At 59.9% G+C, this 25,115-nt stretch carries 24 protein-coding genes; 10 read left to right on the top strand and 14 right to left on the bottom strand.

Going from position 1 to position 25,115, the window contains the following annotated elements:
* Window positions 1-4: 4 nt before the first annotated feature.
* Genes L6D63_RS24435 through L6D63_RS24425 form a run of 3 tightly spaced genes read right to left on the bottom strand, consistent with a single transcriptional unit; the run spans window position 5 to window position 3,836 of the window.
* Entirely contained in the window at window positions 5-1,087 is a 1,083-nt protein-coding gene (locus L6D63_RS24435; RefSeq protein ID WP_131671814.1) for a glycosyltransferase, read from the bottom strand.
* Window positions 1,088-1,128: 41 nt separating this feature from the next.
* Window positions 1,129-3,357 (bottom strand): polysaccharide biosynthesis tyrosine autokinase, encoded by a 2,229-nt coding sequence (locus L6D63_RS24430; protein WP_095668732.1) that lies wholly within the window; start codon window positions 3,355-3,357, stop codon window positions 1,129-1,131.
* Between the two features lie 38 nt (window positions 3,358-3,395).
* Complete coding sequence (locus tag L6D63_RS24425) at window positions 3,396-3,836, bottom strand: low molecular weight protein-tyrosine-phosphatase (RefSeq protein ID WP_131671815.1); 441 nt, start codon at window positions 3,834-3,836, stop codon at window positions 3,396-3,398.
* A 290-nt stretch (window positions 3,837-4,126) separates the two neighbouring features.
* Between L6D63_RS24425 and L6D63_RS24420 the strand changes: the two genes are divergently transcribed.
* A complete protein-coding gene (locus L6D63_RS24420) occupies window positions 4,127-5,089 on the top strand; it encodes a cellulase family glycosylhydrolase (protein WP_131671816.1) in 963 nt (320 codons plus the stop codon).
* A 202-nt stretch (window positions 5,090-5,291) separates the two neighbouring features.
* Window positions 5,292-6,218, top strand: coding sequence for a transaldolase (tal, locus tag L6D63_RS24415; RefSeq protein ID WP_027611470.1), 927 nt, complete (start codon window positions 5,292-5,294; stop codon window positions 6,216-6,218).
* Window positions 6,219-6,433: 215 nt separating this feature from the next.
* On the opposite strand, the gene rssC is transcribed toward tal, so the two are convergent.
* Both rssC and rssB read right to left on the bottom strand, forming a co-directional pair.
* Window positions 6,434-6,916 (bottom strand): anti-sigma factor antagonist RssC, encoded by a 483-nt coding sequence (gene rssC / locus L6D63_RS24410; protein ID WP_003226553.1) that lies wholly within the window; start codon window positions 6,914-6,916, stop codon window positions 6,434-6,436.
* The gene (rssB, locus tag L6D63_RS24405; protein ID WP_041074010.1) at window positions 6,913-8,097 is read right to left on the bottom strand and encodes a two-component system response regulator RssB; all 1,185 of its coding nucleotides are present in this window, start codon (window positions 8,095-8,097) and stop codon (window positions 6,913-6,915) included. The genes rssC and rssB overlap by 4 nt, the downstream gene beginning before the upstream one ends.
* A 274-nt stretch (window positions 8,098-8,371) precedes the next feature.
* Here rssB and L6D63_RS24400 point away from each other — a divergent pair, with 274 nt between their 5' ends.
* Entirely contained in the window at window positions 8,372-8,671 is a 300-nt protein-coding gene (locus L6D63_RS24400) for a PilZ domain-containing protein (protein WP_095668728.1), read from the top strand.
* A gap of 52 nt (window positions 8,672-8,723) precedes the next feature.
* Here the strand turns inward: L6D63_RS24400 and L6D63_RS24395 are convergent, their stop codons facing one another.
* Window positions 8,724-9,413: an MlaA family lipoprotein gene (locus tag L6D63_RS24395; RefSeq protein ID WP_047295245.1), complete on the bottom strand. Its 690-nt coding sequence runs from the start codon at window positions 9,411-9,413 to the stop codon at window positions 8,724-8,726.
* A 198-nt stretch (window positions 9,414-9,611) separates the two neighbouring features.
* Between L6D63_RS24395 and L6D63_RS24390 the strand changes: the two genes are divergently transcribed.
* Window positions 9,612-10,232, top strand: coding sequence for an HAD superfamily inactivated hydrolase PcrP (locus tag L6D63_RS24390; RefSeq protein ID WP_095668727.1), 621 nt, complete (start codon window positions 9,612-9,614; stop codon window positions 10,230-10,232).
* Window positions 10,233-10,340: 108 nt separating this feature from the next.
* Window positions 10,341-10,604 (top strand): DUF4404 family protein, encoded by a 264-nt coding sequence (locus tag L6D63_RS24385; RefSeq protein ID WP_131671817.1) that lies wholly within the window; start codon window positions 10,341-10,343, stop codon window positions 10,602-10,604.
* Between the two features lie 96 nt (window positions 10,605-10,700).
* On the opposite strand, the gene queF is transcribed toward L6D63_RS24385, so the two are convergent.
* A complete protein-coding gene (gene queF, locus L6D63_RS24380) occupies window positions 10,701-11,531 on the bottom strand; it encodes an NADPH-dependent 7-cyano-7-deazaguanine reductase QueF (protein WP_095668726.1) in 831 nt (276 codons plus the stop codon).
* Window positions 11,532-11,592: 61 nt separating this feature from the next.
* Window positions 11,593-12,126: a copper-resistant cuproprotein CopI gene (gene copI, locus L6D63_RS24375; RefSeq protein WP_131671818.1), complete on the bottom strand. Its 534-nt coding sequence runs from the start codon at window positions 12,124-12,126 to the stop codon at window positions 11,593-11,595.
* Window positions 12,127-12,281: 155 nt separating this feature from the next.
* Here copI and L6D63_RS24370 point away from each other — a divergent pair, with 155 nt between their 5' ends.
* Window positions 12,282-12,962, top strand: a complete 681-nt coding sequence (locus L6D63_RS24370) for a heavy metal response regulator transcription factor (RefSeq protein ID WP_047295252.1) — start codon at window positions 12,282-12,284, stop codon at window positions 12,960-12,962.
* Window positions 12,962-14,311, top strand: a complete 1,350-nt coding sequence (locus tag L6D63_RS24365; RefSeq protein ID WP_131671819.1) for a heavy metal sensor histidine kinase — start codon at window positions 12,962-12,964, stop codon at window positions 14,309-14,311. The genes L6D63_RS24370 and L6D63_RS24365 overlap by 1 nt, the downstream gene beginning before the upstream one ends.
* Window positions 14,312-14,434: 123 nt before the next feature.
* Here L6D63_RS24365 and L6D63_RS24360 read toward each other — a convergent pair whose 3' ends face one another.
* The 3 genes from L6D63_RS24360 to L6D63_RS24350 form a co-directional block, all read right to left on the bottom strand.
* The gene (locus tag L6D63_RS24360; protein ID WP_047295256.1) at window positions 14,435-15,679 is read right to left on the bottom strand and encodes a lipoprotein-releasing ABC transporter permease subunit; all 1,245 of its coding nucleotides are present in this window, start codon (window positions 15,677-15,679) and stop codon (window positions 14,435-14,437) included.
* 169 nt (window positions 15,680-15,848) lie between these two features.
* Window positions 15,849-16,535 carry a lipoprotein-releasing ABC transporter ATP-binding protein LolD gene (lolD, locus tag L6D63_RS24355; protein WP_167734160.1) on the bottom strand — a complete coding sequence of 229 codons (687 nt, stop codon included), beginning with the start codon at window positions 16,533-16,535 and terminating at the stop codon, window positions 15,849-15,851.
* A gap of 7 nt (window positions 16,536-16,542) precedes the next feature.
* Complete coding sequence (locus tag L6D63_RS24350; protein WP_095668723.1) at window positions 16,543-17,793, bottom strand: lipoprotein-releasing ABC transporter permease subunit; 1,251 nt, start codon at window positions 17,791-17,793, stop codon at window positions 16,543-16,545.
* Window positions 17,794-17,887: 94 nt separating this feature from the next.
* On the opposite strand from L6D63_RS24350, the gene L6D63_RS24345 reads away from it, so the two are divergent.
* Together L6D63_RS24345 and L6D63_RS24340 are read left to right on the top strand one after the other, a co-directional pair.
* The gene (locus tag L6D63_RS24345; RefSeq protein ID WP_047295261.1) at window positions 17,888-18,469 is read left to right on the top strand and encodes a PilZ domain-containing protein; all 582 of its coding nucleotides are present in this window, start codon (window positions 17,888-17,890) and stop codon (window positions 18,467-18,469) included.
* Window positions 18,470-18,482: 13 nt separating this feature from the next.
* The gene (locus L6D63_RS24340; RefSeq protein ID WP_041068969.1) at window positions 18,483-19,205 is read left to right on the top strand and encodes a glycerophosphodiester phosphodiesterase; all 723 of its coding nucleotides are present in this window, start codon (window positions 18,483-18,485) and stop codon (window positions 19,203-19,205) included.
* Between the two features lie 42 nt (window positions 19,206-19,247).
* Here the strand turns inward: L6D63_RS24340 and sthA are convergent, their stop codons facing one another.
* The gene (gene sthA / locus L6D63_RS24335) at window positions 19,248-20,642 is read right to left on the bottom strand and encodes a Si-specific NAD(P)(+) transhydrogenase (RefSeq protein WP_041068973.1); all 1,395 of its coding nucleotides are present in this window, start codon (window positions 20,640-20,642) and stop codon (window positions 19,248-19,250) included.
* Window positions 20,643-20,839: 197 nt separating this feature from the next.
* Window positions 20,840-21,889 (bottom strand): FAD:protein FMN transferase, encoded by a 1,050-nt coding sequence (locus tag L6D63_RS24330; protein WP_196302437.1) that lies wholly within the window; start codon window positions 21,887-21,889, stop codon window positions 20,840-20,842.
* A 72-nt stretch (window positions 21,890-21,961) separates the two neighbouring features.
* Between L6D63_RS24330 and tcuC the strand changes: the two genes are divergently transcribed.
* The gene (gene tcuC / locus L6D63_RS24325) at window positions 21,962-23,263 is read left to right on the top strand and encodes an MFS transporter (protein ID WP_131671820.1); all 1,302 of its coding nucleotides are present in this window, start codon (window positions 21,962-21,964) and stop codon (window positions 23,261-23,263) included.
* Window positions 23,264-23,445: 182 nt separating this feature from the next.
* Here tcuC and L6D63_RS24320 read toward each other — a convergent pair whose 3' ends face one another.
* On the bottom strand, window positions 23,446-24,909 hold the full coding sequence (locus L6D63_RS24320) for a glyceraldehyde-3-phosphate dehydrogenase (RefSeq protein WP_003226583.1): 1,464 nt from the start codon (window positions 24,907-24,909) through the stop codon (window positions 23,446-23,448).
* Window positions 24,910-25,115: the final 206 nt, after the last annotated feature.

The raw sequence follows: 25,115 nt of genomic DNA, 5'->3' as shown, positions 1-25,115 counted from the left end.
CTACTTAATAAGTGGGAGCGCAATACACGTCGTAGGTCTGGCGGATCATCAGCGCGGCACTGAAGCGCTCACGCACGATGTTCCGGCCTTCGCTGCCGAGGTCGAGCAACCGCGGCTTCTGGATTCGCGCCAGCACATCGGCCAGCGCCTGGTGGTCACCGGTGGGAAAGACGTAGCCGGACACTTCATGGGTAACCAGTTCGGGCAATGACGTGCAGTTGCTGGCGATCACCGGCAAACCCATGGCCATGCCCTCCAGCGGCACCATGGCGAAACCTTCCCAGCGGCTCGGCACGATCAGCGCGTCGGCCTGTTGATACAGCGCCTGCACTTCGGCCGGCGTGACCCACGGCAGGTACTCGACCGCGTCCATCTCGGGGCACTCGACCTTGTCCTCGTTGACCGCACTGCCAACCACCGTCAGCTTCAGATCGCTGCGCTGTACCTTGGCGAAGGCTTTGAGCAATACGTCGAAGCCTTTCTGGTAGTCGAGGCGACCGACGAACAGCAGATGAATCGGCGCGGGGTTGTCGGCCCTCGGTGCGTCATCCTTGTGCGGGATGCCGTTGTAAATCAGGCGCATGCGCTTGCGCTCGATACCGAACCGCGCGGCTTTGTCCATCTCGTAGCGACTGACGCAAATGATCACGTCGGTGACTTTCTGCAAGACGCGCTCGATCGAGGCGTAGACCTTCTGCTTGATGGGCGAGCTTTCCATCAGGAACGAAAACGCGTGCGGGCAGTAGACGATTTTCGGCCGACGCCACGGCTTGAGCAGCACACAAACACAGCGGCCGATCACCCCGGAAAACGTGCTGTGCAGATGCACCACATCGGGTTTTTCCTTGAACAGCGTCCGTGCCAGTTCCCACGCAAAGCGCAGCAGCGAAGGCACGTTACGCCCGGATCTGACGAACGTGCGAATCTGGCGCTGATCGATGCCGTGCAGCTCCTGTTTCTGGTCAAGCGGCACCAGATAGACCCATTCGTAGTTCGCGTCCTGGCCTTCGGGCGACGCCGATATCGTGCGGATAACGGTGGCAACCCCACCTTTTATCGTTTCAGCCACGTGCAGTATTTTCTTCACAACCCACCCACTTCCTTGCATGTAAGGACAAGCGCTGACACTCAGGATTTGTCCGACGCGTATTCGTAGTTGTAGTAACCGTAGTTGCCGTTGCCGTAGTAACTGGCGGCGCGCTTCTCGACGCCGTTGAACACCGCGCCCTTGAGCTCGATGCCGTTCTGCGCGAAGCGGCGGATGGTCATTTCAATCTCTTTGGCCGGGTTCACCGCAAACCGGGTGACGATCAGGCTGATGCCGGCCTCACGCCCGACAATCGCCGCATCGGTCACCGCCAGCAGGGGCGGCGTATCGATGATCACCACGTCGTAGCGCTGACTCAGCTCGGCGAGCAAATCGCGGAAGTTGGCGTGCATCAGCAGCTCGGAAGGGTTCGGTGGAACCTGGCCACGGCTGATGAAGTGCAGGTTGTCGATTTCCACCGTGTTGATCGCCTGCTCGATGCTGCAGCGCTTGACCAGCAGATCCGACAGGCCATTGGCGATCGGCACATTCAGCGTCTTGTGCAGGTGGCCCTTGCGCATGTCGGCGTCGATCAGCAGTACGCGCTGACCGCTCTGTGCCATGACCGCGGCGAGGTTGGACGAGACGAAGGTCTTGCCGACCTGCGGGCTGGGGCCGGAGATCATGATGCGGTTGTTGGTCGAATCCAGCGCGGCGAAATGCAGGCAGGTGCGCAGGCTGCGGATCGACTCGATGGACAGGTCGGTCGGGTTGCGCAACGCCAGCAGATAGGCCGGTGTCTCGGCGGTGCTTTTGACCCGGCCCTTTTTCGTGTCCTCGTCGCGCTGCAAGGCGCTGTAAGGAATCGACGCGTACACCGGCAGCCCGAGCTGTTCGATGGCTTCCGGGCCTTCCAGACCCTTGCTCAGGGACTTGCGCAACAGCACCAGCGCCACGCCGACAAAGGCGCCGAGGAACGTCGCAATCAGCACGATCAGGGCTTTTTTCGGTTTGACCGGGCTCGTCAGGTCGACATCCGCCGGGTCGATCAGGCGCACGTTGCCCACCGCACCGGCGCGAACAATGTCCAGCTCCTGGGATTTGTTCAGCAACTGCGTATAGATCTGCGAAGCCACTTCCACATCGCGGGTCAGGTTGAGCAGCTCCTGTTGCGTCGCCGGCAGGTCGCCGACCTTGCCTTCCAGCGACTTCTGCTGCTGGGTCAATTCACCGATCTGCGACATCAAGGCGCGATACGCCGGATGCTGTTTGGTGAACTTGCGATCCATTTCCGCCTGCTGCATTTTCAGCTCGGAAATCCGCGTTTCCAGCGCCACGGACTGACCGAGCACCGATTGGGTTTCCAGGGAAATGTTCACGGTCTTGCCGTGGGTCTGGTAAGCGTTCAGCGCGTCGCTGGCCTTGGCCAGATCACGCTTGACCTGCGGCAACTGACTTTGCAGGAACGCCAGGCTTTGCGCCGCTTCCGCCGAGGTGCGACGTACGTTCTGATCCACGTAGAGCGCAGCAATCTTGTTGAGGATCTTCACCGCCTCGGCGGCGTCGGCGCTGGCCAGCGCCAGACGGATAATCCCCGACTCCTTACCTTGCTCGGAAATATCCAGCGCATCCTGATAACCCTGAATGGTCACGATCCGTGGATTGCGCACCACTTCAAAACGGGCACCCGGATTGGCTTGCAGACGCTCGATCAACCCCTCGACGCCGTCCTGCGCGAAGGCTTCGCCGGCGACGCCTTCGATCAGCAGGTTGTCGTTGTCATCGAGCAACTGAAAGTGCTGTTGCTCACCGGCAATCAGGGTGAGCTTCTTGCCCAACAGTTCTTTGGGCAGATCGAGCCGGGCGAATTCCAGACGCTCGCCGCCCCAGGCGTAGCTGTTGAAGCCAAACCGCGGCGGCGCCACGCTGGACTCGGTTTCACCGCGATAACGCCGGGCGAGAAAACCGCCGATGACCGGGAAGGTATTGGGGGTGACGTCGATGTCCAGACGCAGGTCGTCGACGGTTTTGCCGATCACCGCGCGGGATTTGATGATGCCGATTTCGGTCACCGACGGCGATTGCCCACCGAGCATGCTGCTGAGGTCGGAAAAGCCGAGCATGTCGTTTTTTTTCGGCTCGACCTGCACCAGCGCGTTCGCCAGGTACACCGGCGTCGCCAATACCGCGTAGGCAACGCCGGCGGCCATGAAGGCACCGGTGAATGCACCGATCAGCCATTTCTGGTCGATCAAACTGCCGAATATGCCGAGAAGATCAATACTGTCTTGATCGTTATCACGGTTGGCGATTACTGACGGTAACTGCATAAGTCTTTCTTACCATTCACTGATCTGAAGAATATTCATCAATGTCCGAGGCGCTGCGCCCACGAGCTAACAGCATCTTCAATCAATGCATGGGCATGAATAAAAGCGGCCTTACCTTGACGATACGGATCCTGTATTTCTCGTTCGCTCTGCCACTTGCCAAGAAGAAACACTTTGCCTCGGGCATGCGAAGCAATCTTCAGCACCTGATTCACATGTTGTTTTTCCATGACCAGAATCAGGTCTGATGCATTGACGATATCGCTCGTCAATTGCCGCGCCTTGAACCCCTCGGCGCTGTGCCCGTGATCTTCCAGCACCTGGCGTGCCGAGGCTTCCATGCCTTCGCCGACTCGCGCTGCGAGGCCTGCGGAAGTCACGGAGATGGTTGAGGGGGTCAGCGCGTTACGCAGCAGAAGTTCTGCTGTCGGACTTCGGCAAATATTGCCAACGCACACAACCAGGATATTTCTGAACAAGGTTTACTTTCCTGTGTAATATCATTCTGCCAACATCTAGTGCGAATCTTAATGAACCCACTAGATCATCCTGCACTCAGAAATAGATTCGCCCTGTCAGTACCAGCGTATTAAGTACCACAGCCTCAAAAGCCGCCAAAACAGAATTACCGGACTAAAAATAACTGTGATTTTCAGGTCTTGTTTTCCTGACAAAAAATAACAATCACGCACTAAGTACCCTTGTTAGTTTCGAAACAGGAGTAACGGGATAACTATTCGTCGTTGTCATTCTCATCCGGAGAGCAGACATGAAATCAGCCCATCTCACACAGCTCGGCGCCTCGGCGCTGCTGGCACTCAGTGTCGCCACCCATGTTCACGCCAGTGAACTGTTTCCCAAGCTTCCCGCCAGAACCATCGGCGTCCAGGTGAAGATCCAGAGTTTCACCGCCGACGACGCTGCCAACATCAAGTCTGCCGGCTTCAGTTTCGTGCGCTTCGGGGTATGGAGCGACAGCCTCAGCGCCAAGGCCTATCAAAAACAGGTCAGCGATGCTTTCGCCGCAGCCGGCTCCGCTGGCCTGCCGGTGCTCCTGACCGTGCGCGCCATCAAGCCTTTGACCACGACGCCGGCCAACACTAATGAACTGACGACGGCAGGCGAAGCTTTTGCCAATACCCTGACCGGCCTTGAAACCGCCTACAGCTCACAACTGGTAGCACTGGAGATCTGGAACGAGCCAGATCTGGAAACCTACTGGCCCACGCGCAATTTCGACACCACGTTTGTGCCGTTCATGAGTGCGGTGTGCAAAACACTCCAGGACAAACCGCAGTCAGCACCGCGGGTCGGCTACGGTTTCGCGCGGCCGCCAACGGCCGGTTCGGCGTCCACCGTGGCGTTGAGCAGGATTGTCAGTGAATACCCCAAGTGCCTGAATGCGATTTCCTACCATCCCTACGGCATGACAGCCACGCAGATCAGCAATGCGCAATCGTTCATCCAGCAGAATTTCCATCTGCCGGGAGTCATCAGCGAATGGGGTATTTCGGCGCTCGGTTCCAACGGCGGGATTGAAGGACAAGCCAGCAAAGTCGGGGCGTTCATAGCCGACGTCAAAAGGCTGAACATTCCACTGACTTCGATCTATGAATGGAAAAACAGTGATTCAGGCAGCAATGAACGAGAGAAGAACTTCGGCTTGCTGACCTCTGACGGCCAGCCAAAACCGGCGAGAGCGGCGGCCGAATTGCAACTTAACGCCCAATAAGTCAGCGGCAACTGGCCTGGTCACAGGTCAGTTGCTTTGAACCTGCGGCCGATTTTGGCATCGTATTCATCGATACCGCGCCCCACCCTTCAAACAGCCGTTCTCAGGTTGTTGCCCCCGGGGAGCCCGTTACGCCTTGATGCCCTTGAGTGGCCGTCAGCGCTCGGGTAATGTCGTCAAACCCACAGGACAGAGCACACCCATGACTTCCAAGCTGGAACAACTCAAACAGATGACCACCGTGGTTGCCGACACCGGCGACTTCGAAGCGATCGCCCGGGTCAAGCCGGTCGACGCCACCACCAACCCTTCCCTGCTGCTCAAAGCCGCCGCCATCCCGGCTTACGCCGAGCTGCTGAACGCTTGCGTCAGCGACTGCAAGGGCGACGTGGGCCTGGCCAGCGACCGTTTCGGCGTCGCCGTGGGCCAGGAAATCCTCAAAGTGATTCCGGGCCGCATTTCCACCGAAGTGGATGCGCGCCTGTCGTTCGACCAGGACGCCGTGCTCAAGCGTGCACATCGCCTGATCGAGCTGTACGACAAGGCCGGCATCGGCCGTGACCGCGTACTGATCAAGATCGCGTCGACCTGGGAAGGCATCCGCGCAGCCGAGATTCTCGAGAAGGAAGGCATCCAGACCAACCTGACCCTGCTGTTCTCTTTCGCTCAGGCTGCCGCTTGCGCTGACGCCGGGGTGTTCCTGATCTCGCCGTTCGTGGGCCGCATCTACGACTGGTACAAGAAGGCCAATGGCAACGACTACACCGGTGCCGATGATCCGGGCGTGCAGTCGGTGACCCGCATCTACAACTACTACAAGGCCAATGATTACAAGACCGTGGTCATGGGCGCCAGCTTCCGTAACCTGAGCCAGATCGAACAACTGGCCGGCTGCGACCGCCTGACCATCAGCCCGGATCTGATCGACAAGCTGGCAGCCGACACCGGCAAACTGGAGCGCAAACTCGCCCCGGGCCACGCCGGCGAAGCGCGCCTGAGCCTCAACGAAGCGCAATTCCGCTGGCTGTCCAACGAAGACGCGATGGCCACCGAGAAACTGGCTGAGGGCATCCGCCAGTTTGCCCGTGACCAGGAGAAGCTCGAGGCGCTGTTGCAGGCCAAGCTGTGATCTGAGCGGTTGAAATGCAAAAAGGGCGAACCCGGTTGGGTTCGCCCTTTTTATTTATGCAGTGCCTGAAGATGCATCGTCTGGACTGACGCATTCGCGGGCAAGCCCGCTCCCACAGGGTCAGGTGTGGAATGAAGATCTCGGGTTCACTCAATCACTGTGGGAGCGGGCTTGCCCGCGAAGAGGCCGGAACAGACAACCTCAACCTCAAAGAATCAGTGTCTTTCGAGGGCATTCACCAGGTCATGGAAGGCTTCACGGTTGGAATCGTTCAGCCCCATGAGGATCTTGTGCGCTTCGAGCACCTTGATCCGCACCACTTCTTCTGACTGGTCCTGATCCGGCAGGTCGTCCAGGCACTCGGGGCACGGCACCGGGTGGTTGACGATGTTGAACACCTGTTCGAAGCCCATCGACTGCAACAGACGGGTGATGTCTTCGTGGGTGGTGACGACGGTCGGCAGCAGGCCGACCTTTTGCCGCGACAGGATCGACAGCTTGGCCAACAGGCCCAGGGTGGTGCTGTCGATGCTGCGGGTTTCGGTCAAATCGATCACAATCGCGTTGAAATTCAACGCGGTGAAGATTTTCTCAATAGTCGCATCCAACGCCGAACACAGGGTCAGGCGAACTTCACCGACGAACTTCAGGACGAAGGTGCCGTCCTGCTCGGCGAACTGGATTCTACCGGTACTCATTGAAGGTTCCTGCTCAACACCAACAGGGCGATATCATCCGGCATCTCCCCTAGCGTGGCCAATCCAAACACTTGCCGCAGACCATCCAGGCTGCCGCCCGCCGACTTCACCCGTTGTGGCAAAGCGGCTTCTTTTTCTTTGAGCGTAGGTTCTGGCAATAGATCCAGAATACCGTCGGACATCAGCGTCAGGCTGAACGTCGGTGGCAGCTCAAGCACGTGATCTTCGTAGGTGGCCTCGTTGAACAGGCCCACCGGCAAACCGCGGCCTTCGAGGTAACGAACACTGTCAGGCGTGTACAACACAGGCAACGGCAGATGGCCGCCGATGCTATAGGTCAACAAACCGGTCTCCTCGTCGATGACTCCACCGACCATTGTGACGTGTTTGCCCAGCTTACAACTGATCAGCCCCCGGTTGATATGACCAAGGACTTCCGAAGGCTTGAATTCCGGCAATGTGCCGTTGCGCTTGGACTCGAACAGCAAGCGCGTGGTCATGAACTTCAGCAGCACGGTGACGAACGCCGAAGAGGCGCCATGCCCCGACACGTCAGCCAGGTAGAACGCCACCCGACGCTCGTCGACGCGGAAATAGTCGACAAAATCTCCCGACAGGTACAGCGACGGGATGATCTGGTGGGCAAACTGGAACTCGTCGATGCGCCACGGGCTTTCCGGCAGCATGTTCATCTGTACCTGGCGACCGGCGTTCTGATCTTCCTGCAGCAGGTTCAGGCTGGCTTCGAGCTCGCGGTTGGCCTTCTCCAGCTTCTCGCGGTAGCGCTGGTTCTCCAGCAGCAGGCGCGCACGATCAAGCGCACGACGCACCGAGTGCTCGAGCACGGCCAGGTCTTCAAGAGGCTTGATCAGGTAGTCCGCCGCACCCAGGCGCAGCGCCTCGACCGCGTCGTTCATCACGCCGGCACCCGAAACGACGATCATCGGCGTTTGCGGTGACCGCTCGGTGACCTGACGGATGAGTTCGAGCCCACCCATCTGCGGCATGCGCAGATCGCAGATGACCAAGTCGGGCTTGTCTTGCTCGAATACCTGAAGACCCTGTTGGCCGTTGCTGGCCTGCAGGACGCTGAAACCACTGTCTTCCAAATAGGCCGCGAGGCTCGCGCGCACTACTTCGTCATCATCGATTATCAGCAGCGTGGCACTGGTTTTTGGCATGTGGGCAAACGGCGCCAGAATTAGGTTGGCGTAGCAGGCGGGGCATCGGCCCGGCTCAGACTACTGGATTCGCTTTCTAGCCTCTCTGCTGCACCGCTTTCGAGCAGTGGCCCGGAACGCGATTGCACCAGAGGTGCCCTTCTAAGGCGCAGACGGTACTCCCATCCGCGGGGCGTTTCAAGCATGCGCCGATGGTCGCTTGACGACTTTACTTGTCAAATCACCGAGAGTTATAAGAACCGCTCAAACCGTAACCCAATGGAAGGTCAAAACCATGAGTCAAACCGGTCGGGACTACAGCGAAAAGCGTGATTTCATCCGCATGCGGGTCGACGCCGATGTGGTGTTGATCCATGAGGGTGATGAGGTATCAGCCGTGTGCATCGACCTCTCGAGCAGCGGCATGCAGGTTGAGGCACCGCGCCAGTTCGCGGTTGGCGACCGCTTGAGTGTGCGCATCGACTCCGATCATGCCGCCTTGAGCGGTCTGGAAGCGGAGACCGAAGTGGTCTGGGTCAAGGCCCAGGATGGCGACAGCCAGAAGCTCGGCCTGAGCATTCTGAAAATGAAATAAGCGCACACAAAAAAGGCGGCCCCAAGGGCCGCCTTCTTGTCATCGGTCGAAATCAGAAATCGTCTTCGACTTGACCATCCTTGACCTTGAACTCGCGGTTCTGCAGGTAGGCGTTGCGGATGAAGGTGTACTTGTCGCCGCTGATCAGCTTCTCGCTCGACAGCAGGCTGGCGCGGGTGTCGACGATGTTCAGGCCGAACACCGAGTTACGCACAGGCACGTCGTTGATGTAGCGGTACGGACCGGTGTAGCTGTCGACGTACTTCGACGGCGCATCACGCAGGGTGCTCGGGCCGAGCAACGGCAGCATCACGTAAGGGCCGCTGCTGACGCCCCAGTAACCGAGGGTCTGACCGAAGTCCTCATCGCTGCGATTGAGGCCCATTTTGGTGCCGACATCGAAGAAGCCCAGCAGGCCGAACGTGGTGTTGAAGATGATGCGTGCGGTATCGACACCAGCGGCTGCGGGCTTGGCCTGCAGAATGTTGTTCGCCAGGTTGGTGACGTCACCGACGTTGCGGAACATGTTGTGGATGCCGTCTTCAAGGAACTGCGGCGTCACGTACTCGTAGCCCTGCGCCAGCGGCTTGAGCGCGTAGGTGTCAACGAAGTCGTTGAACTGGAAGATCGGGCGGTTGACGCTTTCCCAAGGGTCTTCTTCCGTTGCAGCATTGGCGGCGAACGGAACCAGCAAGACGCTGGCACATACACATAGCTGAGCGAGAGGATTGCTCCAGCGCATAGAAAAGCTCCTTGGATTCGTACTGGCGCGGGCACCGTCGGCCCAAGCGTTAAGACCGCTAGTATAAGCGCAAAAGCCGTTTTGGGCAGTCTACCTGTCAAGAGTAATGCAGGACGTTTCCAGAGCGCGCCTTCACACACCTGTCATCCAGCTGTCACCGATGTCGCCTAACCTCGTGACTATTTCAGGGACGTTGCCATGACCCACGCTGAAGCCTTGCCTGTCGCCGCGCCCGGCCTGACCGCCGTGCTGTTCGGACTCAGTGGCTGTCTGGTGGATTTCGGTGCCCGTGCCCGGCAACACGCCAGCATGCTGCCCGAGCACACCGACGCCACACCCGGCGCCCTTGACAGCCTGCTCAGCCTGCAGCGCCAGCAGATTCCCTGTGCGTGGATCGATGAACTGCCCCCTGCCCTCGCGCATCCCCTGGCGGCCTCTCTGCCGGCGTGGATCAAACCGACGCAATATTCAGCAACAAACAATCCATGGCCCGCGCCGAATGCCTGCTGGCAGGCACTGATGGGCTTGAACGTCAGCCGCCTGGATGGCTGCGTGCTGGTCAGTGGCGAGCCGCGCCTGCTGCAAGCGGGCCTCAACGCCGGGCTGTGGACCATTGGCCTGGCTTCCTGCGGCTCGTTGTGCGGCCTGTCGCCGAGCGAGTGGCAAGCCTTGAGCCAACAGGAACGCGAACAGCGCCGCGGCAAGGCGACCCTGCAGTTGTTCAATCTGGGCGTGCATTCGGTGATCGATCATCTGGGCGAACTCGACACCTGCCTGGCCGACATCAACCTGCGCCGCCTCAAGGGCGAAAAGCCCTGACCGGGATCATGCAGGTTGCAGCAGAGTGGATTAATCTAAAGGTCAGCCATAGACCTTTGGCGCGCGGCTGCGGTCAATGCCAGTGCCTCTTGATAAAAGGAAACCACCATGCCCGCCCAAGAACTGCAAAAACAAATCGACACCCTGCGCGAGCAGCTGGAGCAGAATCCGCCGCTGTCCGAAGCCGAGCGTGAAGATTTGCATGCGCTGATGGCGCAGATTGAAACCGAAATCAAACTGGAAAGCGCCACCCAGGACGCCAGTATCGCCGATGGCGTGAACCTGGCGGTTGACCGCTTTGAACTCGAACACCCGGCCATTGCCGGCACCCTGCGCAATATCGTCAATGCGCTGGGCAGCATGGGGATCTGATTCCCGGGTATCCCAAAAAAGCAAAAGATCGCAGCCTGCGGCAGCTCCTACAGGGAATCTCATGTAGGAGCTGCCGCAGGCTGCGATCTTTTGATCTTACTGACGGACCAGTCGGTGGTTCGGCAGTTGGACCGCTTCGGTGCTGCGATACGGGTTGATATCCAGCCCGCCGCGACGCACATACCGCGCAAACACCGTGAGCTTCTCCGGCTTCAGCAAACGCTGCAGGTCGAGGAAGATCCGCTCCACACACTGCTCGTGGAAGTCCGAGTGCTGGCGGAAGCTGACGATGTATTCCAGCAGACTGGCGTGATCCAGCGCCGCGCCACGATATTCCACGACCACGCTGCCCCAGTCTGGCTGGCTGGTCACCGGGCAGTTGGATTTGAGCAGATGGCTGTGCACGCTCTCTTCGACAATTCGCGAATCATCGCAACGCAGCAGTTCCGGACGCGGATGCTCATAGTTGCTGACGCTGATGTCCAGATCGTCGATGCACACGCCCGGCAACGCCACGACGCCTTCGGCCTCGACCTCTTTCAGGCTGCGTAAGCGCACGCCGACCGGTTTGCCGGCAGCGGCCGACAGGTCCTTGACCAGCGTCGCTTCCAGGCTGGCGATGTCGGCAAACGGCGTCTGGTTCAGCGAGTTCAGGTACAACTTGAACGACTTCGATTCGATGATGTTCGGCGAATCCGCCGGAATGCTGAATTCACCGATCGCCACCACCGGTTTGCCCGACGGCAGCAGCCACGACAGTTCGAAGCAGTTCCAGAAATCCACACCTTTATACGGCAGGGTTTCAGCGGTCAGGCCCAGTTCGGCCCATTTCGCGGTGCGCGGAATCGGGAACAGCAGTGACGGCGTGTACGTGGCGATGTATTCGCTGGATTTGCCCAGCGGCGAATGTTCGGCTGCGGGATGCATGGCGGAAACCTGACTGAAGAATCAGCGGATTCTATCAGCCTTTGCGCCCGCCTTTGAGTGCTTACTGACTGACAGTCAGTTTGCCGACCATGCCCGCCTGGTAGTGACCGGGAATATTGCAGGCGAATTCCAGGCTGGTGGCCTTGCTGAAGGTCCAGGTCAGCTCCGCGGTCTTGCCCGGCTCGACCAGCACGCTGTTGGGGTCGTCGTGCTTCATGCCGTGGCCCATGCTGCCGTGATCCATGCCCGCCATGTCGTGGGACATTTCTTTCATGCCGGTAGGCGTCAGCATGCCGCTTTGCTGCATCTGCAACATTTCCTGCTGGTGCTGGGCATGCATCGCCGCGTCACCGAGGTTGAATTCGTGCAGCAACTGGCCTTTATTCACCAGGACAAAGCGAACCGTCTCACCGGCCTTGACCTGAATCGCCTTGGGGTCGAACGACATGTCGTTCAGTACAACTTCAATGCTGCGAGTAGCCTTGGCTGCTGGTGCCGGTTGGCCAAAATCATAAGTGTGTGCGGGAGCGGCCCAGACAGGTGAACTCAGTGCCAGCAAGCAGGCGGCGACGGCCAGAGGGCTGCGCAAAAACATGGTCATACTCCAACAAGAAAAGGTTCAGCCTGTGGGAAACTCTAGCCCGCCTGCGCTGGCAGCTACCTGACAGGCAGATTACAACTTTGTCAGGTTGGCGCGCGCCGTCCGTTACCACGGTATAACGCTTTCGTTTCTCTATATCCGAGTCGCCCATGAAACTGCTGATCGTCGAAGACCAACCGAAAACCGGCCACTACCTGCGCCAGGGCTTGACCGAGGCCGGGTTCAACACCGAACTGGTGGCCGACGGCAACAGCGGCCAGCAACTGGCGTTGAGCGGTGATTATGCGCTGCTGATTCTCGACGTGATGCTGCCCGGGCGCAGTGGCTGGCAGATTCTGCAAGCAGTGCGCAGTGCCGGCCTCGACACGCCGGTACTGTTTCTTACCGCCAAAGATGCAGTCGAGGATCGGGTTCATGGCCTCGAACTCGGCGCCGACGACTATCTGGTCAAACCGTTCGCCTTCTCCGAGTTGCTGGCGCGGGTGCGCAGCCTGCTACGCCGGGGCAGTGCGGCACCCCAGGAAACCAGCCTGCAACTGGCCGACCTGCGCCTGGACCTGATTCGCCGCCGGGTCGAACGCAGTGGCCAGCGCATCGACCTCACCGCCAAAGAATTCGCCCTGCTGGAAATGCTCCTGCGCCGTCAGGGTGAAGTGTTGCCGAAATCGTTGATTGCCTCGCAAGTCTGGGACATGAACTTCGACAGCGACACCAACGTGATCGAAGTGGCGATCCGTCGCCTGCGTCTGAAGATCGACGATGACTTCCCCAACAAACTGATCCACACCGTGCGTGGCATGGGTTACGTGCTTGAAGAGCGTCCAGCCTGATGCGTCGCCTGTCGCTGAGTTCTCGTCTGGCTCTGCTGTTTGCCGCGTGCACCGCCGTGGTCTCGCTGTTCGCCGGGGTGCTGTTCAGCCGCGCCAGCGAGGCGCACTTTATTGAGCTCGATCAGCAATTGCTGGATGGCAAACTGATCGGCCTGCGCCGGGCCTTGCAGGATGTGCAACCCGCTCAGCGTGAGGCGCGGCTGGCGGATGAGCTGAGCCGCCAGGCCGATCTGGCGCTGCGTATTACCGGCAGTGACGGCCAGCGCTGGTACGACAGTTCGACGCAGATCCCTACGGAGTTGCCGAAACAATCCGGCCTGTCGACCATCAGCCATGACGGCGCCGACTACCGCGTGCTCAACGCCCCGCTCTACCCGGACAAGTCCGATACACCACAACTGACGCTGCTGCTGGACATCACCCATCACCAGCACTTCCTGCAACGCATGCAGCATCTGATCTGGCTGACCGTCGGCTTGTCGGCCCTGGCCACCGCGCTGCTCGGCGCGTGGGCGGCGCGCAGCGGCTTGCGCCCACTGCGGCGCATGAGTGCAGTCGCCCGTGGGATTTCCGCACAATCGCTGAATGCCCGACTGCCGGAAGCGCAAATGCCGCCGGAGCTGGCAGAAATGGCCCACAGCTTCAACGCCATGCTCGGACGCCTCGATGACTCGTTTCAACGGCTGTCGGCGTTTTCTGCCGACATCGCCCATGAACTGCGCACACCGCTGTCGAACCTGCTGACCCACACCCAGGTCACCCTCACCCGCCCGCGGCCGCTTGAGGATTACCGCGAAGCCCTGCACAGCAACCTCGAAGAACTGCAATGGATGGCCCAACTGGTCAACGACATGCTTTATCTGGCCAAGGCTGACCATGGTCTGCTGATGCCCAAGCGCGAGGCGCTGGAGCTGGCGGATGAAAGCGATGTGTTGCTCGAATTCTTTGCGCCACTGGCCGAAGACGCCGGGGTGACGCTGAGCCGTGAAGGTCATGCGCGAATAGAGGGCGATCGCAGCATGCTGCGCCGGGCCTTGTCGAATCTGCTGGATAACGCGCTGCGCTTTACTCCGGTGGCGGGCAGCGTACGCCTGTCCATCGTCGATCAGCCGCATGCGGTGCAGGTGTCGGTGGAGAACAGTGGCGAAGAGATTTCGGCAGAGCTGTTACCACGGCTGTTTGACCGGTTCTATCGCGCCGATCCGGCGCGGCAGGAAGGCAGCAGTGAGCATGCAGGGTTGGGGCTGGCGATTACCCAATCGATCGTCCGGGCGCATGGTGGGCAGATCCGTTGCGAATCGGCTGCGGGGTGGACGCGGTTTGTGATCGAGTTGCCCAAGGAGGCTTGAGGCCAGCAGGTACGGCCCCATCGCGGGCAAGCCCGCTCCCACAGTGTTTTGTGTCGTTCACATAATGGTGACGCAACTCAATACCTGTGGGAGCGGGCTTGCCCGCGATGGCGATTTCAGCGCTCAGGAATATCTCAGCGCGTGAGCCGGCTCGATCTTCGCCGCCCGCAACGCCGGGTACACCGTCGCCAGGAAGCTCAGAATAAAGCCCGCCGAGCAGATCAACAGCACATCCCCGCCCTGCAATTCCGAAGGCAGGTTGCTGACGAAGTACACGTCGGAACTGAAGATGTGCTGCCCGGTGACGCGCTCGACCCAGCCGACCATCTCGCTGACGTTCAGCGCGGCAATCACGCCGAGCACACCGCCAATCAATGTGCCGACAATGCCGATCACCGTGCCCTGCACCATGAAAATCGCCATGATCTGCCGTGGCGTGGCGCCGATGGTGCGCAGAATCGCGATATCCGCGCCTTTGTCGTTCACCACCATGATCAGCGTGGCGATGATGTTGAACGCCGCCACAGCGACAATCATCAGCAACAGCAGGCCGATCATGGTTTTTTCCATTTTCATCGCGCTGAACAGACTGCCCTGGGTGTGGGTCCAGTCGTCAGCCTTGAACTCGGCGCCCAGGCCTGCGGCAATGTCCGAGGAGACTTTCGGCGCGGCGTACAGATCCTTCACCGCCAGGCGCACGCTCTGCACCTGATTCGGCTGCCAGTGCTGCATGGTCGCGGCATCGGCCACGTGGATCAGGCCCATCGAGCCGTCCAGCTCGGCGCCTACCTTGAACACACCGACCACGTTCAGCCGTTGCATGCGCGGGGTGATGCCCCCCGGTGCGCTGCTGACTTCCGGGACGATCAGGGTGATCTTGTCGCCGACATTGAGACGGAAGCGGCGCGCGGTGATTTCACCGATTACCACGCCGAATTCACCCGGCTTCAGATCATCAAGACGCCCCTGCACGATGTGCTGGGCCACGATCGACACCTTGCCTTCCTGAGCCGGATCGACACCGCTGATCTGGATCGGCTGCATCAAGCCCTTGTAAGACAGCATGCCTTCCATCTCGGTGAACGGCACGGCGGCGGTCACTTCGGGATTTTTCAGCGCGGCAGCGGCCACCGGCTGCCAGTCATCGATCGGCTTGACGCCAACGATGGTCGCGTGCGGCACCATGCCAAGGATGCGCGAGCTCATTTCGCGCTGGAAGCCGTTCATCACCGACAGCACCACGATCATCGCCAGCACGCCGAGGGCGAGCCCGATCATCGAAGTCATCGAGATGAACGAAACAAAGCGATTGCGGCGCTTGGCGCGGGTATAGCGCGTGCCGATAAAGATCGATAACGGTCTGAACATTCGCTGGGGCACCGTATAAAAAATCAAGCTTAAAAAAGCGGCCAATCGTTTGAGAGCGTAGCGAGCGAAGGAAAGACAAGGCAAAAACAGGCGAGGAAGCGGAGTCTACTGGCTGCAAATGAGCATTCCGAGCCTGTTTTTAACGCAGTATTTCCGAGCGCAGTAGCTCTTAAGCGATTGGAGTCAGGCAGCCTTCCTGCAGTTGCAGGACGCGGTCCATCTGGCGGGCCAGGTTCATGTCGTGAGTCACCACCAGGAACGCCGTGCGCATCGAAGTGCTGAGTTCCAGCATCAAGTCCTGAATGCCTTCGGCGGTGTGCGAATCGAGGTTGCCGGTCGGCTCGTCGAGCATCACCAGGCCCGGATTGTTCACCAGCGCACGGGCGATGGCCACACGCTGGCGCTCGCCACCGGAAAGCTCGGCCGGTTTGTGCTCCAGACGATGGCCCAGACCGACACGCTCCAGCAACGCGGTAGCACGCTGACGTGCTTGCGGGATCGCGGTCTTGCCGATCAGCAACGGCATGCAGACGTTTTCCAGTGCGGTGAATTCCGGCAGCAAGTGGTGGAACTGGTACACGAACCCGAGGGCACGGTTACGCAGCAGGCCACGCTTCTTTTCGCTCAGCGCTGACAGTTCTTCGCCGTCAAGCCAGACGCTGCCCTCGGTTGGGGTGTCGAGACCGCCCAGCAGGTTGAGCAAGGTACTTTTGCCCGAACCGGATTTGCCGACGATCGCCACACGCTCGCCCGGGTGCAACTCCAATTGCAGACCGGCCAACACTTGCACCGACTCCGGGCCTTCCTCGTAGGATTTGCCCAGGTTGCGGCAACTCAAGATTGCTTTATCACTCATGCCCGACTCACTCATAACGTAGCGCCTCCGCCGGCTGGGTGCGCGCAGCACGCCAGGCGGGATACAGGGTGGCGAGGAAACTCAGGACCAACGCAGCGGCGCAGACCATGACCACGTCCTGGCTCTGCACCTGCGACGGCAGGTAATCGATGAAATACACGTCGGCGTTGAGAAACTTGTGGCCGATCAGCCCTTCAAGGGCGGAAATCGCAGCGCTGACGTTGAGCGCGGCGAAGATCCCGACCACCGCACCAATCGCCGTACCGACCACGCCGATCACGGTGCCCTGCACCATGAACGTACGCATGATCGTCCCCGGCGTAGCGCCGAGGGTACGCAGAATGGCGATGTCGCTCTTCTTGTCATTCACCACCATCACCAGCGTGGAAATGATGTTGAACGCAGCCACCGCGACGATCAGCAGCAACAGCAGACCGATCATGGCTTTTTCCATGCGGATTGCCTGATACAGGTTGCCATGGGTACGGGTCCAGTCGCGGGCGTAGTAATGGTCTTCGCCCAACTGCTGGGCGATGGTCCAGGCCACGCGCGGCGCCTGGAACAGATCATCGAACTTCAATCGGATGCCCTGCACCTGATCAGGCTTCCAGCGGTGCATCTTCGCCAGATCCTGCAGGTTGGTGACGCCCAGATAGCCGTCCAGCTCACCGGCGCCGACATGGAAGATGCCGACCACGGTAAAGCGCTTCATGCGCGGGAACATCCCGGCCGGGGTCACGCTGACCTCCGGCGCGACGAAGGTGACTTTGTCACCCAGGCCCACGCCGAGCTTGGTCGCGGCCTTGTCGCCGATGACGATGCCGAAGCTGCCCGGCGTCAAATCGTCGAGTTTGCCCTGCTTCATGAAGTTGTCGATGATCGACACATTGCGCTCGAGCGCGGGGTCGATGGCGTTGAGCAACACCTTGGACACCTGGCCGTTGTTGGTCAGCAAACCCTGCATCTGAGTAAACGGCGCAACGGCCGTTACCTCCGGGTTGCGCTTGACCTTGGCGGCCAGGCTCTGCCAATCGTTGATCGGTTCGCCGGTTTCAAGGGTCGCGTGGGGCACCATGCCCAGCACGCGGGTACGCATCTCATGATCGAAGCCGTTCATCACCGAGAGCACCACGATCATCACGATCACGCCGAGGGCGAGCCCGATCATCGAAGTCAGGGAAATGAATGACACAAAATGATTGCGACGCTTTGCACGGGTATAACGCGTGCCGATAAATACGAAGAGAGGTCTGAACATGTCGGGGCTTGTTCGGAGGGAAAAGGAACGTCCTTGTGGCGGGGGTCGATAACCAGCTTTACACTCAGACCACCGCCGCTACCATGGGTTCGCCATGTCGACATTAGATGAAGAAGATCGCCGCGAATACTACCGTATCGAGGACATGATCGCACTGGAAATTCGGCCCCTGTCCGCTCCCGAAGCCGCAGGCCAGGAAGTGTTGCAGGATGCTTCCCCGCTGTTCAACCTGCTCAGCGAACTGCACCTGAGCGAATTCGAGTCGCAGCACCTGTTGCGCCAGATCAGCGAGCGCGACCGGGCCATCGCCGCGTTCCTCAAATCCCAGAACAAACGCATCGACCTGCTCAGTCAGGTGGTCGCCCTGACCGTGCTCGGCCATATCGGCGAGCCGCAGCCGGTGATCCTCTCCGAAGGCGGAATCGACTTTCAGCACCCGACGCCGATCGCCACGGGCGCGCACCTGTCGGTGAAACTGGTGCTGATGCCGCAGGCACTGGGCCTGCTGCTGCGTGCCCGCGTCACCCATTGCGACCGCAAGGGCGATGGCTACGACGTCGGCACCGAGTTCGAACACTTGACCGACGCCCAACGCCAGTTGCTCGCCCGCTATATCTTGCAGAAACAGGCCCAGGAACGACGCCTGGCCCGTGAACAGAACGAATCAGGCATTTAATTAAGGAAGCACCGTGACCCTCATCTACGGCCACCGCGGCGCCAAGGGCGAAGCACCGGAAAATACCCTGACCAGTTTTCAGGAATGTCTCAAGCACGGCGTACGCCGTTGCGAACTGGATCTGCACCTGTCCAAGGACGGCGAGCTGATGGTGATCCACGACCCGACCCTCAAGCGCACCACCGACCGGCGCGGCAAGGTGGTCGAGCACACCGCCGCCGAACTGGTGACCTACGACGCGCGCAAGGGCGGCCCGGGCTGGATCAAGCCGTGCCCGATTCCGACCCTGGAAGAACTGTTCGAGCAGTGCGATTTCGAGCACTGGCAACTGGAAGTCAAAAGCGCTTCACGCACCCGCGCCGCCACCACCGTGCTGGCGATTCGCGAAATGGCCCAGCGTCATGGCTTGCTGGACAAGGTCACCATTACTTCGAGTTCGCGGGAAGTGCTGAAGGCGGCGCTGGAGCTGGTGCCGGACGTATCGCGTGGACTGGTCGCCGAATACGCCTGGCTCGACCCGTTGAAGGTCGCCGCCAGCTATGGCTGTGAGATTCTGGCGCTGAACTGGACGCTGTGTACGCCGGAACGCCTGCAGAAGGCGCAGCGTCAGGGGCTGCATGTGTCGGTGTGGACCGTCAACGAGCCTGCGCTGATGCGCAGACTCGCCGACTTCGGCGTTGACAGCCTGATTACAGACTTTCCCGGTTTGGCCACTGCCACCCTCGAGAATTGCTGAAATCGGTCTCCCCGGCCGGCTCAGGCCACCGGCCGGAGCCCGTCAAAAAAGCCGGTTGAGGCCGTCGTACGCCGCTACCCGATAGGCTTCGGCCATGGTCGGGTAGTTGAACGTGGTGTTGACGAAGTACTTCAGCGTATTCAACTCACCCGGCTGGTTCATGATCGCCTGACCGATGTGCACAATCTCCGACGCCTGATAACCGAAGCAGTGAACACCCAGCACTTCCAGGGTTTCACGGTGGAACAGGATTTTCAGCATGCCTTGCGGCTCGCCGGCGATCTGCGCACGCGCCATGCTCTTGAAGAACGCCTTGCCGACTTCGTACGGCACTTTGGCCTGGGTCAGTTCCTGCTCGTTCTTGCCGATCGAGCTGATCTCCGGAATGGTGTAGATGCCGGTCGGCACATCATTCACAAAGCGCCAGCTACCGTTATCGACAATGCTGCCAGCCGCCGAACGCCCTTGGTCGTGGGCGGCACTGGCCAGGCTCGGCCAGCCGATCACGTCGCCGGCGCCGTAGATGTTCGGCACGCAGGTACGGTAAGCCTCGTCGACTTCGATCTGGCCACGGCTGTTGACCTTGACCCCGATGTTTTCCAGACCCAACTGGTCGGTGTTACCGGTACGGCCGTTGCACCAGAGCAAAGCGTCGGCCTTGATCTTCTTGCCGGACTTCAGGTGCAGGATCACGCCGTTGTCCACGCCTTCAACGCGATCGTAATCTTCGTTGTGGCGCACGGTGATGTTGTTGTTGCTGAAGTGGTAGCTCAACGCCTGGGAAATTTCCGAGTCGAGGAAGCTGAGCAACTGACCGCGGTTGTCCACCAGCTCGACCAGCACCCCCAGACCGCTGAAGATCGAGGCGTATTCGCAACCGATCACACCGGCGCCGTAAACGATCAGTTTGCGCGGGGTGTGACCGAGGCTGAGGATGGTGTCGCTATCGTAGATACGCGGGTGATTGAAATCGATGTCCGCCGGGCGATACGGACGCGAACCGGTAGCGATGATGATGTGCTTGGCCACCAGTTTCTCGACCACGCCGTTGGCGCAGACCACTTCGATGGTTTGCTCGTCGGCAAAGCTGCCGGTACCGATGAACACGTCGACGCGGTTACGGGCGTAGTAGCCGGTGCGCGAAGCGACTTGTTTGGAGATAACCTTTTCAGCGCTTTTCAACACGTCCGGGAAGGAGAACCAGCGTGGCTCGCCGATCGCCCGGAACATCGGATTGGTGTTGAACTGCATGATCTGCCGCACCGAGTGACGCAGGGCCTTGGACGGGATGGTTCCCAGGTGGGTGCAGTTGCCGCCGACCTGGCGACGACTGTCGACCATGGCCACCTTGCGCCCTGCTTTGGCGGCGTTCATTGCCGCGCCTTCTCCCGCCGGGCCGGAACCCAGCACCACCACGTCGTAGTTGTAGACAGCCATGCGTACTCCTCAGAACAGGCCGCGGTGCCAGCAGCACCGGCGGCTAAATCACGCCGAATCGCGGCGCGAAGGAACAATTGGGGGCCAGTAAAGAACCCGGACACAGTCTATAGAAGCGTCAACGCCGCGCACATTAACCCTTGGTCGCGTCGTAGGCTACTTTTGCCTGCACTACAACGCCAGCTTTCGTACTGTTTTCAGTCAACTTTTGCACGACTCAGGCGCTCGAAAGCCGCACTGGTGCGAATAACAAAGCCTGTATCGGCACGAATCACGAAGAATGCACCAATGTCGTGTTTTTCGGCATAGTCCCAAGCCCGTTCAGGCCCGAGAATCAGCAACAGCGTCGATAGTCCATCGGCCATCAACGCTGAAGGATGAATCACCGTGACTGATGCCAGGTTGTGCAGGACCGGCGCCCCGCTCCGCGCATCAAAGGTGTGGGAATAGCGCCGGTCGTCCTGCAGGAAATAGTTGCGGTAATCCCCGGAGGTGGACACGCCGTAGCCATCGACCTGAATGATCCGTTCGGCCACCTGTTGATCGTCACGCGGCGCCTCCAGCGCGATGCGCCATGCCGAGCCGTCGAGCTTCTTGCCCTTGGCCTTCAGCTCGCCGGTGGCTTCGGCGAGATAGTCATGGATGCCCATCGATTCGAGTCTGGCGGCGATGGTGTCGACGGCATATCCGGCGGCGATGCTGTTGAAATCGACCTCGACAGCGGCGTCCTTGCACAAGCGGTCGCCGTCGATACGCAAATGGCGGTAGCCGACTCGCTGCAGGGTTTCGGCCAGCACGGCGGGGTCGGGGACTTTCTCTTCACGCCCTTGCGGGCCGAACCCCCACAGATTCATCAGCGGCTCGACGGTCAAGTCGTAGGCACCTTCGCTTTGCTCTGCCAGTTGCTTACCAACTCGGACCAATTCGAGCACGGCGGCGGGCATAGTCTGACAGCTGTTCGCCGGCAAGGCATTGAAGCGCTCGATATCGGAATCACTGCGATAGGTCGACATCTGTCGATCCACGTCAGCGAGGATACCTTCCACTTCCCGGCGAACTTGCGCCGGCTCGGCAATACCCGCGTGTCGCACGTACTTGATCGAATACGTGCTGCCCATGGTCGGGCCACCAAAACTTTCCAGGGAATCACCGTTGCCACAGGCCACAAGGACAACCAGCACACTCACAAGCCCAACCCACCGTCCAGTGAACAATTCTTCATCTCCCCATAAAAGCGCGCCGGCCATTATGGATCAAAGGCCCGCACGCTCCCCATCGGATGCAACGCGTTACAAGAAACCCATAATGAGTAACTGAAAATGTCCTCGACCACGGGCAAAGGCAAAGCGATTTTTCGCGTTGTCAGCGGTAACTTTCTCGAGATGTTCGACTTTATGGTCTATGGCTTCTACGCCACGGCCATTGCCAAAACCTTCTTCCCGGCCGACAGCGCCTTCGCTTCCCTGATGCTTTCCCTGGCGACTTTCGGTGCAGGCTTCCTGATGCGTCCGTTGGGGGCGATCTTCCTTGGTGCCTACATTGACCGTCACGGTCGTCGCCAGGGCCTGATCATTACCCTTGCGCTGATGGCCGCCGGTACGATCCTGATCGCCTGCGTGCCGGGTTACGCCGCCCTGGGTGTCGCCGCGCCGTTGATCGTGCTGTTCGGTCGCTTGCTGCAAGGCTTCTCGGCCGGCGTCGAACTGGGCGGTGTTTCGGTGTATCTGGCGGAAATTGCCACGCCGGGCCGCAAGGGCTTTTTCGTCAGTTGGCAGTCGGCAAGCCAGCAAGCAGCAGTGGTGTTTGCCGGTCTGCTCGGGGTGGGTCTCAACCACTGGCTGAGCCCGGAGCAGATGGGTGACTGGGGCTGGCGCGTGCCGTTCCTGATCGGTTGCATGATCGTTCCGGTGATCTTCGTGATTCGTCGCTCGCTGGAAGAAACGCCGGAATTCCAGGCGCGCAAACATCGCCCTACCCTGCGGGAAATCGTCCGCTCGATCGGTCAGAACTTCGGCATCGTCATCGCTGGCATGGCGCTGGTGGTGATGACCACGGTTTCGTTCTACCTGATCACTGCCTACACCCCGACCTTCGGCAAGGCCGAACTGCATCTGTCGGACTTCGACGCGCTGCTGGTAACGGTGTGCATCGGTCTGTCGAACTTCTTCTGGCTGCCAGTGATGGGCGCGGTGTCCGACAAGATCGGGCGCAAACCCCTACTGCTGGCGGCGACCCTTCTGGCGATCCTGACCGCTTACCCGGCGCTGTCGTGGCTGGTGGCGAACCCGAGCTTCAGTCATCTGCTGATCGTCGAGCTGTGGCTGTCGTTCCTGTACGGCTCGTACAACGGCGCGATGGTGGTGGCGCTGACCGAAATCATGCCGGTGGAAGTGCGCACGACCGGGTTCTCGCTGGCCTATAGCCTGGCAACAGCGACCTTTGGCGGCTTTACGCCTGCGGCCTGTACTTACCTGATTCACGTGCTGGACAACAAGGCTGCGCCGGGAATCTGGCTCAGCGGTGCGGCGGTGCTGGGGCTGATTGCGACGCTGGTGCTGTTCCGCGGGAACAAACATGAGCTGCGAACTGCGCAAGCCGCTGTGGCAGGTGGCGCCAGATAGGACGCCATCGCTGGCAAGCCAGCTCCCACAAGGTCTTGAGGCGTACATGCCATGGCGCAGCCTGCCAGGAAACCTGTGGGAGCTGGCTTGCCAGCGATGAGGCCGGATCAGGCAATAGAGATCTGCCAGGCATAAAAAAACGCCCCGACCTAAGTCGGGGCGTTTTCATTTGCAGCTAAAGCTTAGCGCGGGAACGCTGGCGGGTTTACACCGGCCATGTCTTCCATCACGCGAACCACCTGGCAGCTGTAGCCGAACTCGTTGTCGTACCAGACGTACAGCACAACGCGGTTGTCCTGAACGATGGTCGCTTCAGCGTCGACCACACCGGCGTGACGCGAACCCACGAAGTCAGTGGACACCACTTCCTGCGAGTTGACGAAGTCGATTTGCTTGTGCAGATCGGAGTGCAGCGCCATGTAGCGCAGGTACTCGTTCATCTCTTCACGGCTGGCGGCTTTCTCAAGGTTCAGGTTGAGAATGGCCATCGACACGTTTGGCGTCGGAACGCGGATCGCGTTACCGGTCAGCTTGCCGGCCAGCTCAGGCAGGGCCTTGGCAGCAGCGGTGGCAGCACCGGTCTCGGTGATGACCATGTTCAGCGCGGCGGAACGGCCACGACGGTCACCCTTGTGGAAGTTGTCGATCAGGTTCTGGTCGTTGGTGTACGAGTGAACGGTTTCGACGTGACCGTTGATGATGCCGAACTTGTCATTCACAGCCTTCAGCACCGGCACGATGGCGTTGGTGGTGCAGGAAGCGGCGGACACGATCTTGTCGTCAGCGGTGATTTCGTTGTGGTTGATACCGTGAACGATGTTCTTCAGCTTGCCTTTGCCAGGCGCGGTCAGAACAACGCGAGCAACACCCGGGCATTGCAGGTGTTGACCCAGGCCATCGGCGTCACGCCATACACCGGTGTTGTCCACCAGCAGCGCGTCTTTGATGCCGTACTGGGTGTAATCCACCTCGGTCGGGTTCTTCGCGTAGATCACCTGGATCAGGTTACCGTTGGCGGTGATGGTGTTGTTTTCTTCGTCGATGACGATGGTGCCGTTGAACGGACCGTGTACCGAATCGCGACGCAGCAGGCTGGCGCGTTTGGTCAGGTCGTTTTCGGCGCCCTTGCGCACGACGATGGCACGCAGACGCAGACCGTCGCCACCACCGGTTTTCTCGATCAGGATGCGCGCCAGCAGACGGCCGATACGACCGAAGCCGTACAGCACAACGTCAGTGCCTTTGCGGGCCGAAGCGTTTTGCTGACCAACCACGTCAGCCAGTTCTTCACGCACGAACTGCTCGGCGCTGCGGCCATTGCCTTCGCTGCGGAATTTGAACGCCAACTTGCCCAGGTCTACCGAAGCCGCGCCGAGCTTGAGCTCGCTCATGGCTTTAAGCAGAGGGAATGTTTCGTGGACGGAGAGTTCGCTATCGTCGGAGGAACGGTGGCGAGCAAAGCGGTGAGCTTTGAGAATCGCGATGACAGACTGGTTGATCAGGCTGCGGCCATAGATCGAGCTCACCACGTTGTTATTGCGGTAGAGCTGACCGATAAGCGGAATCATCGCTTCTGCGAGTGCTTCACGGTCGATCCATTCACCAAGACACTGGTCGGGCTTCTGAGTCACGGGAACCTTCCACATGTAGGGGCAGAAAAAAGGGGCTACATTATGCCGCCGAGAACCTCTTGTAGCAATGCGCGCTTGTCGCGCAATCGGTAACAAAATTCCGTTCAAAAAAATTACGCCTCGCGCCAGCCCAGTAAAACCGGGGCTTTCAGCGCAGTCAATTTTTCGACGACTGTTAGACGATGTCTGTAACCCTCCGTAACACCGGTCGATTTCGGCAC

The organism is Pseudomonas parakoreensis, from assembly GCF_021602155.1.
GTDB classification, from domain to species: Bacteria; Pseudomonadota; Gammaproteobacteria; order Pseudomonadales; family Pseudomonadaceae; genus Aquipseudomonas; species Aquipseudomonas parakoreensis.
The sequence above is the reverse complement of the archived record's forward strand: the minus strand, read 5'-3'. Positions and strand labels throughout refer to the sequence as shown.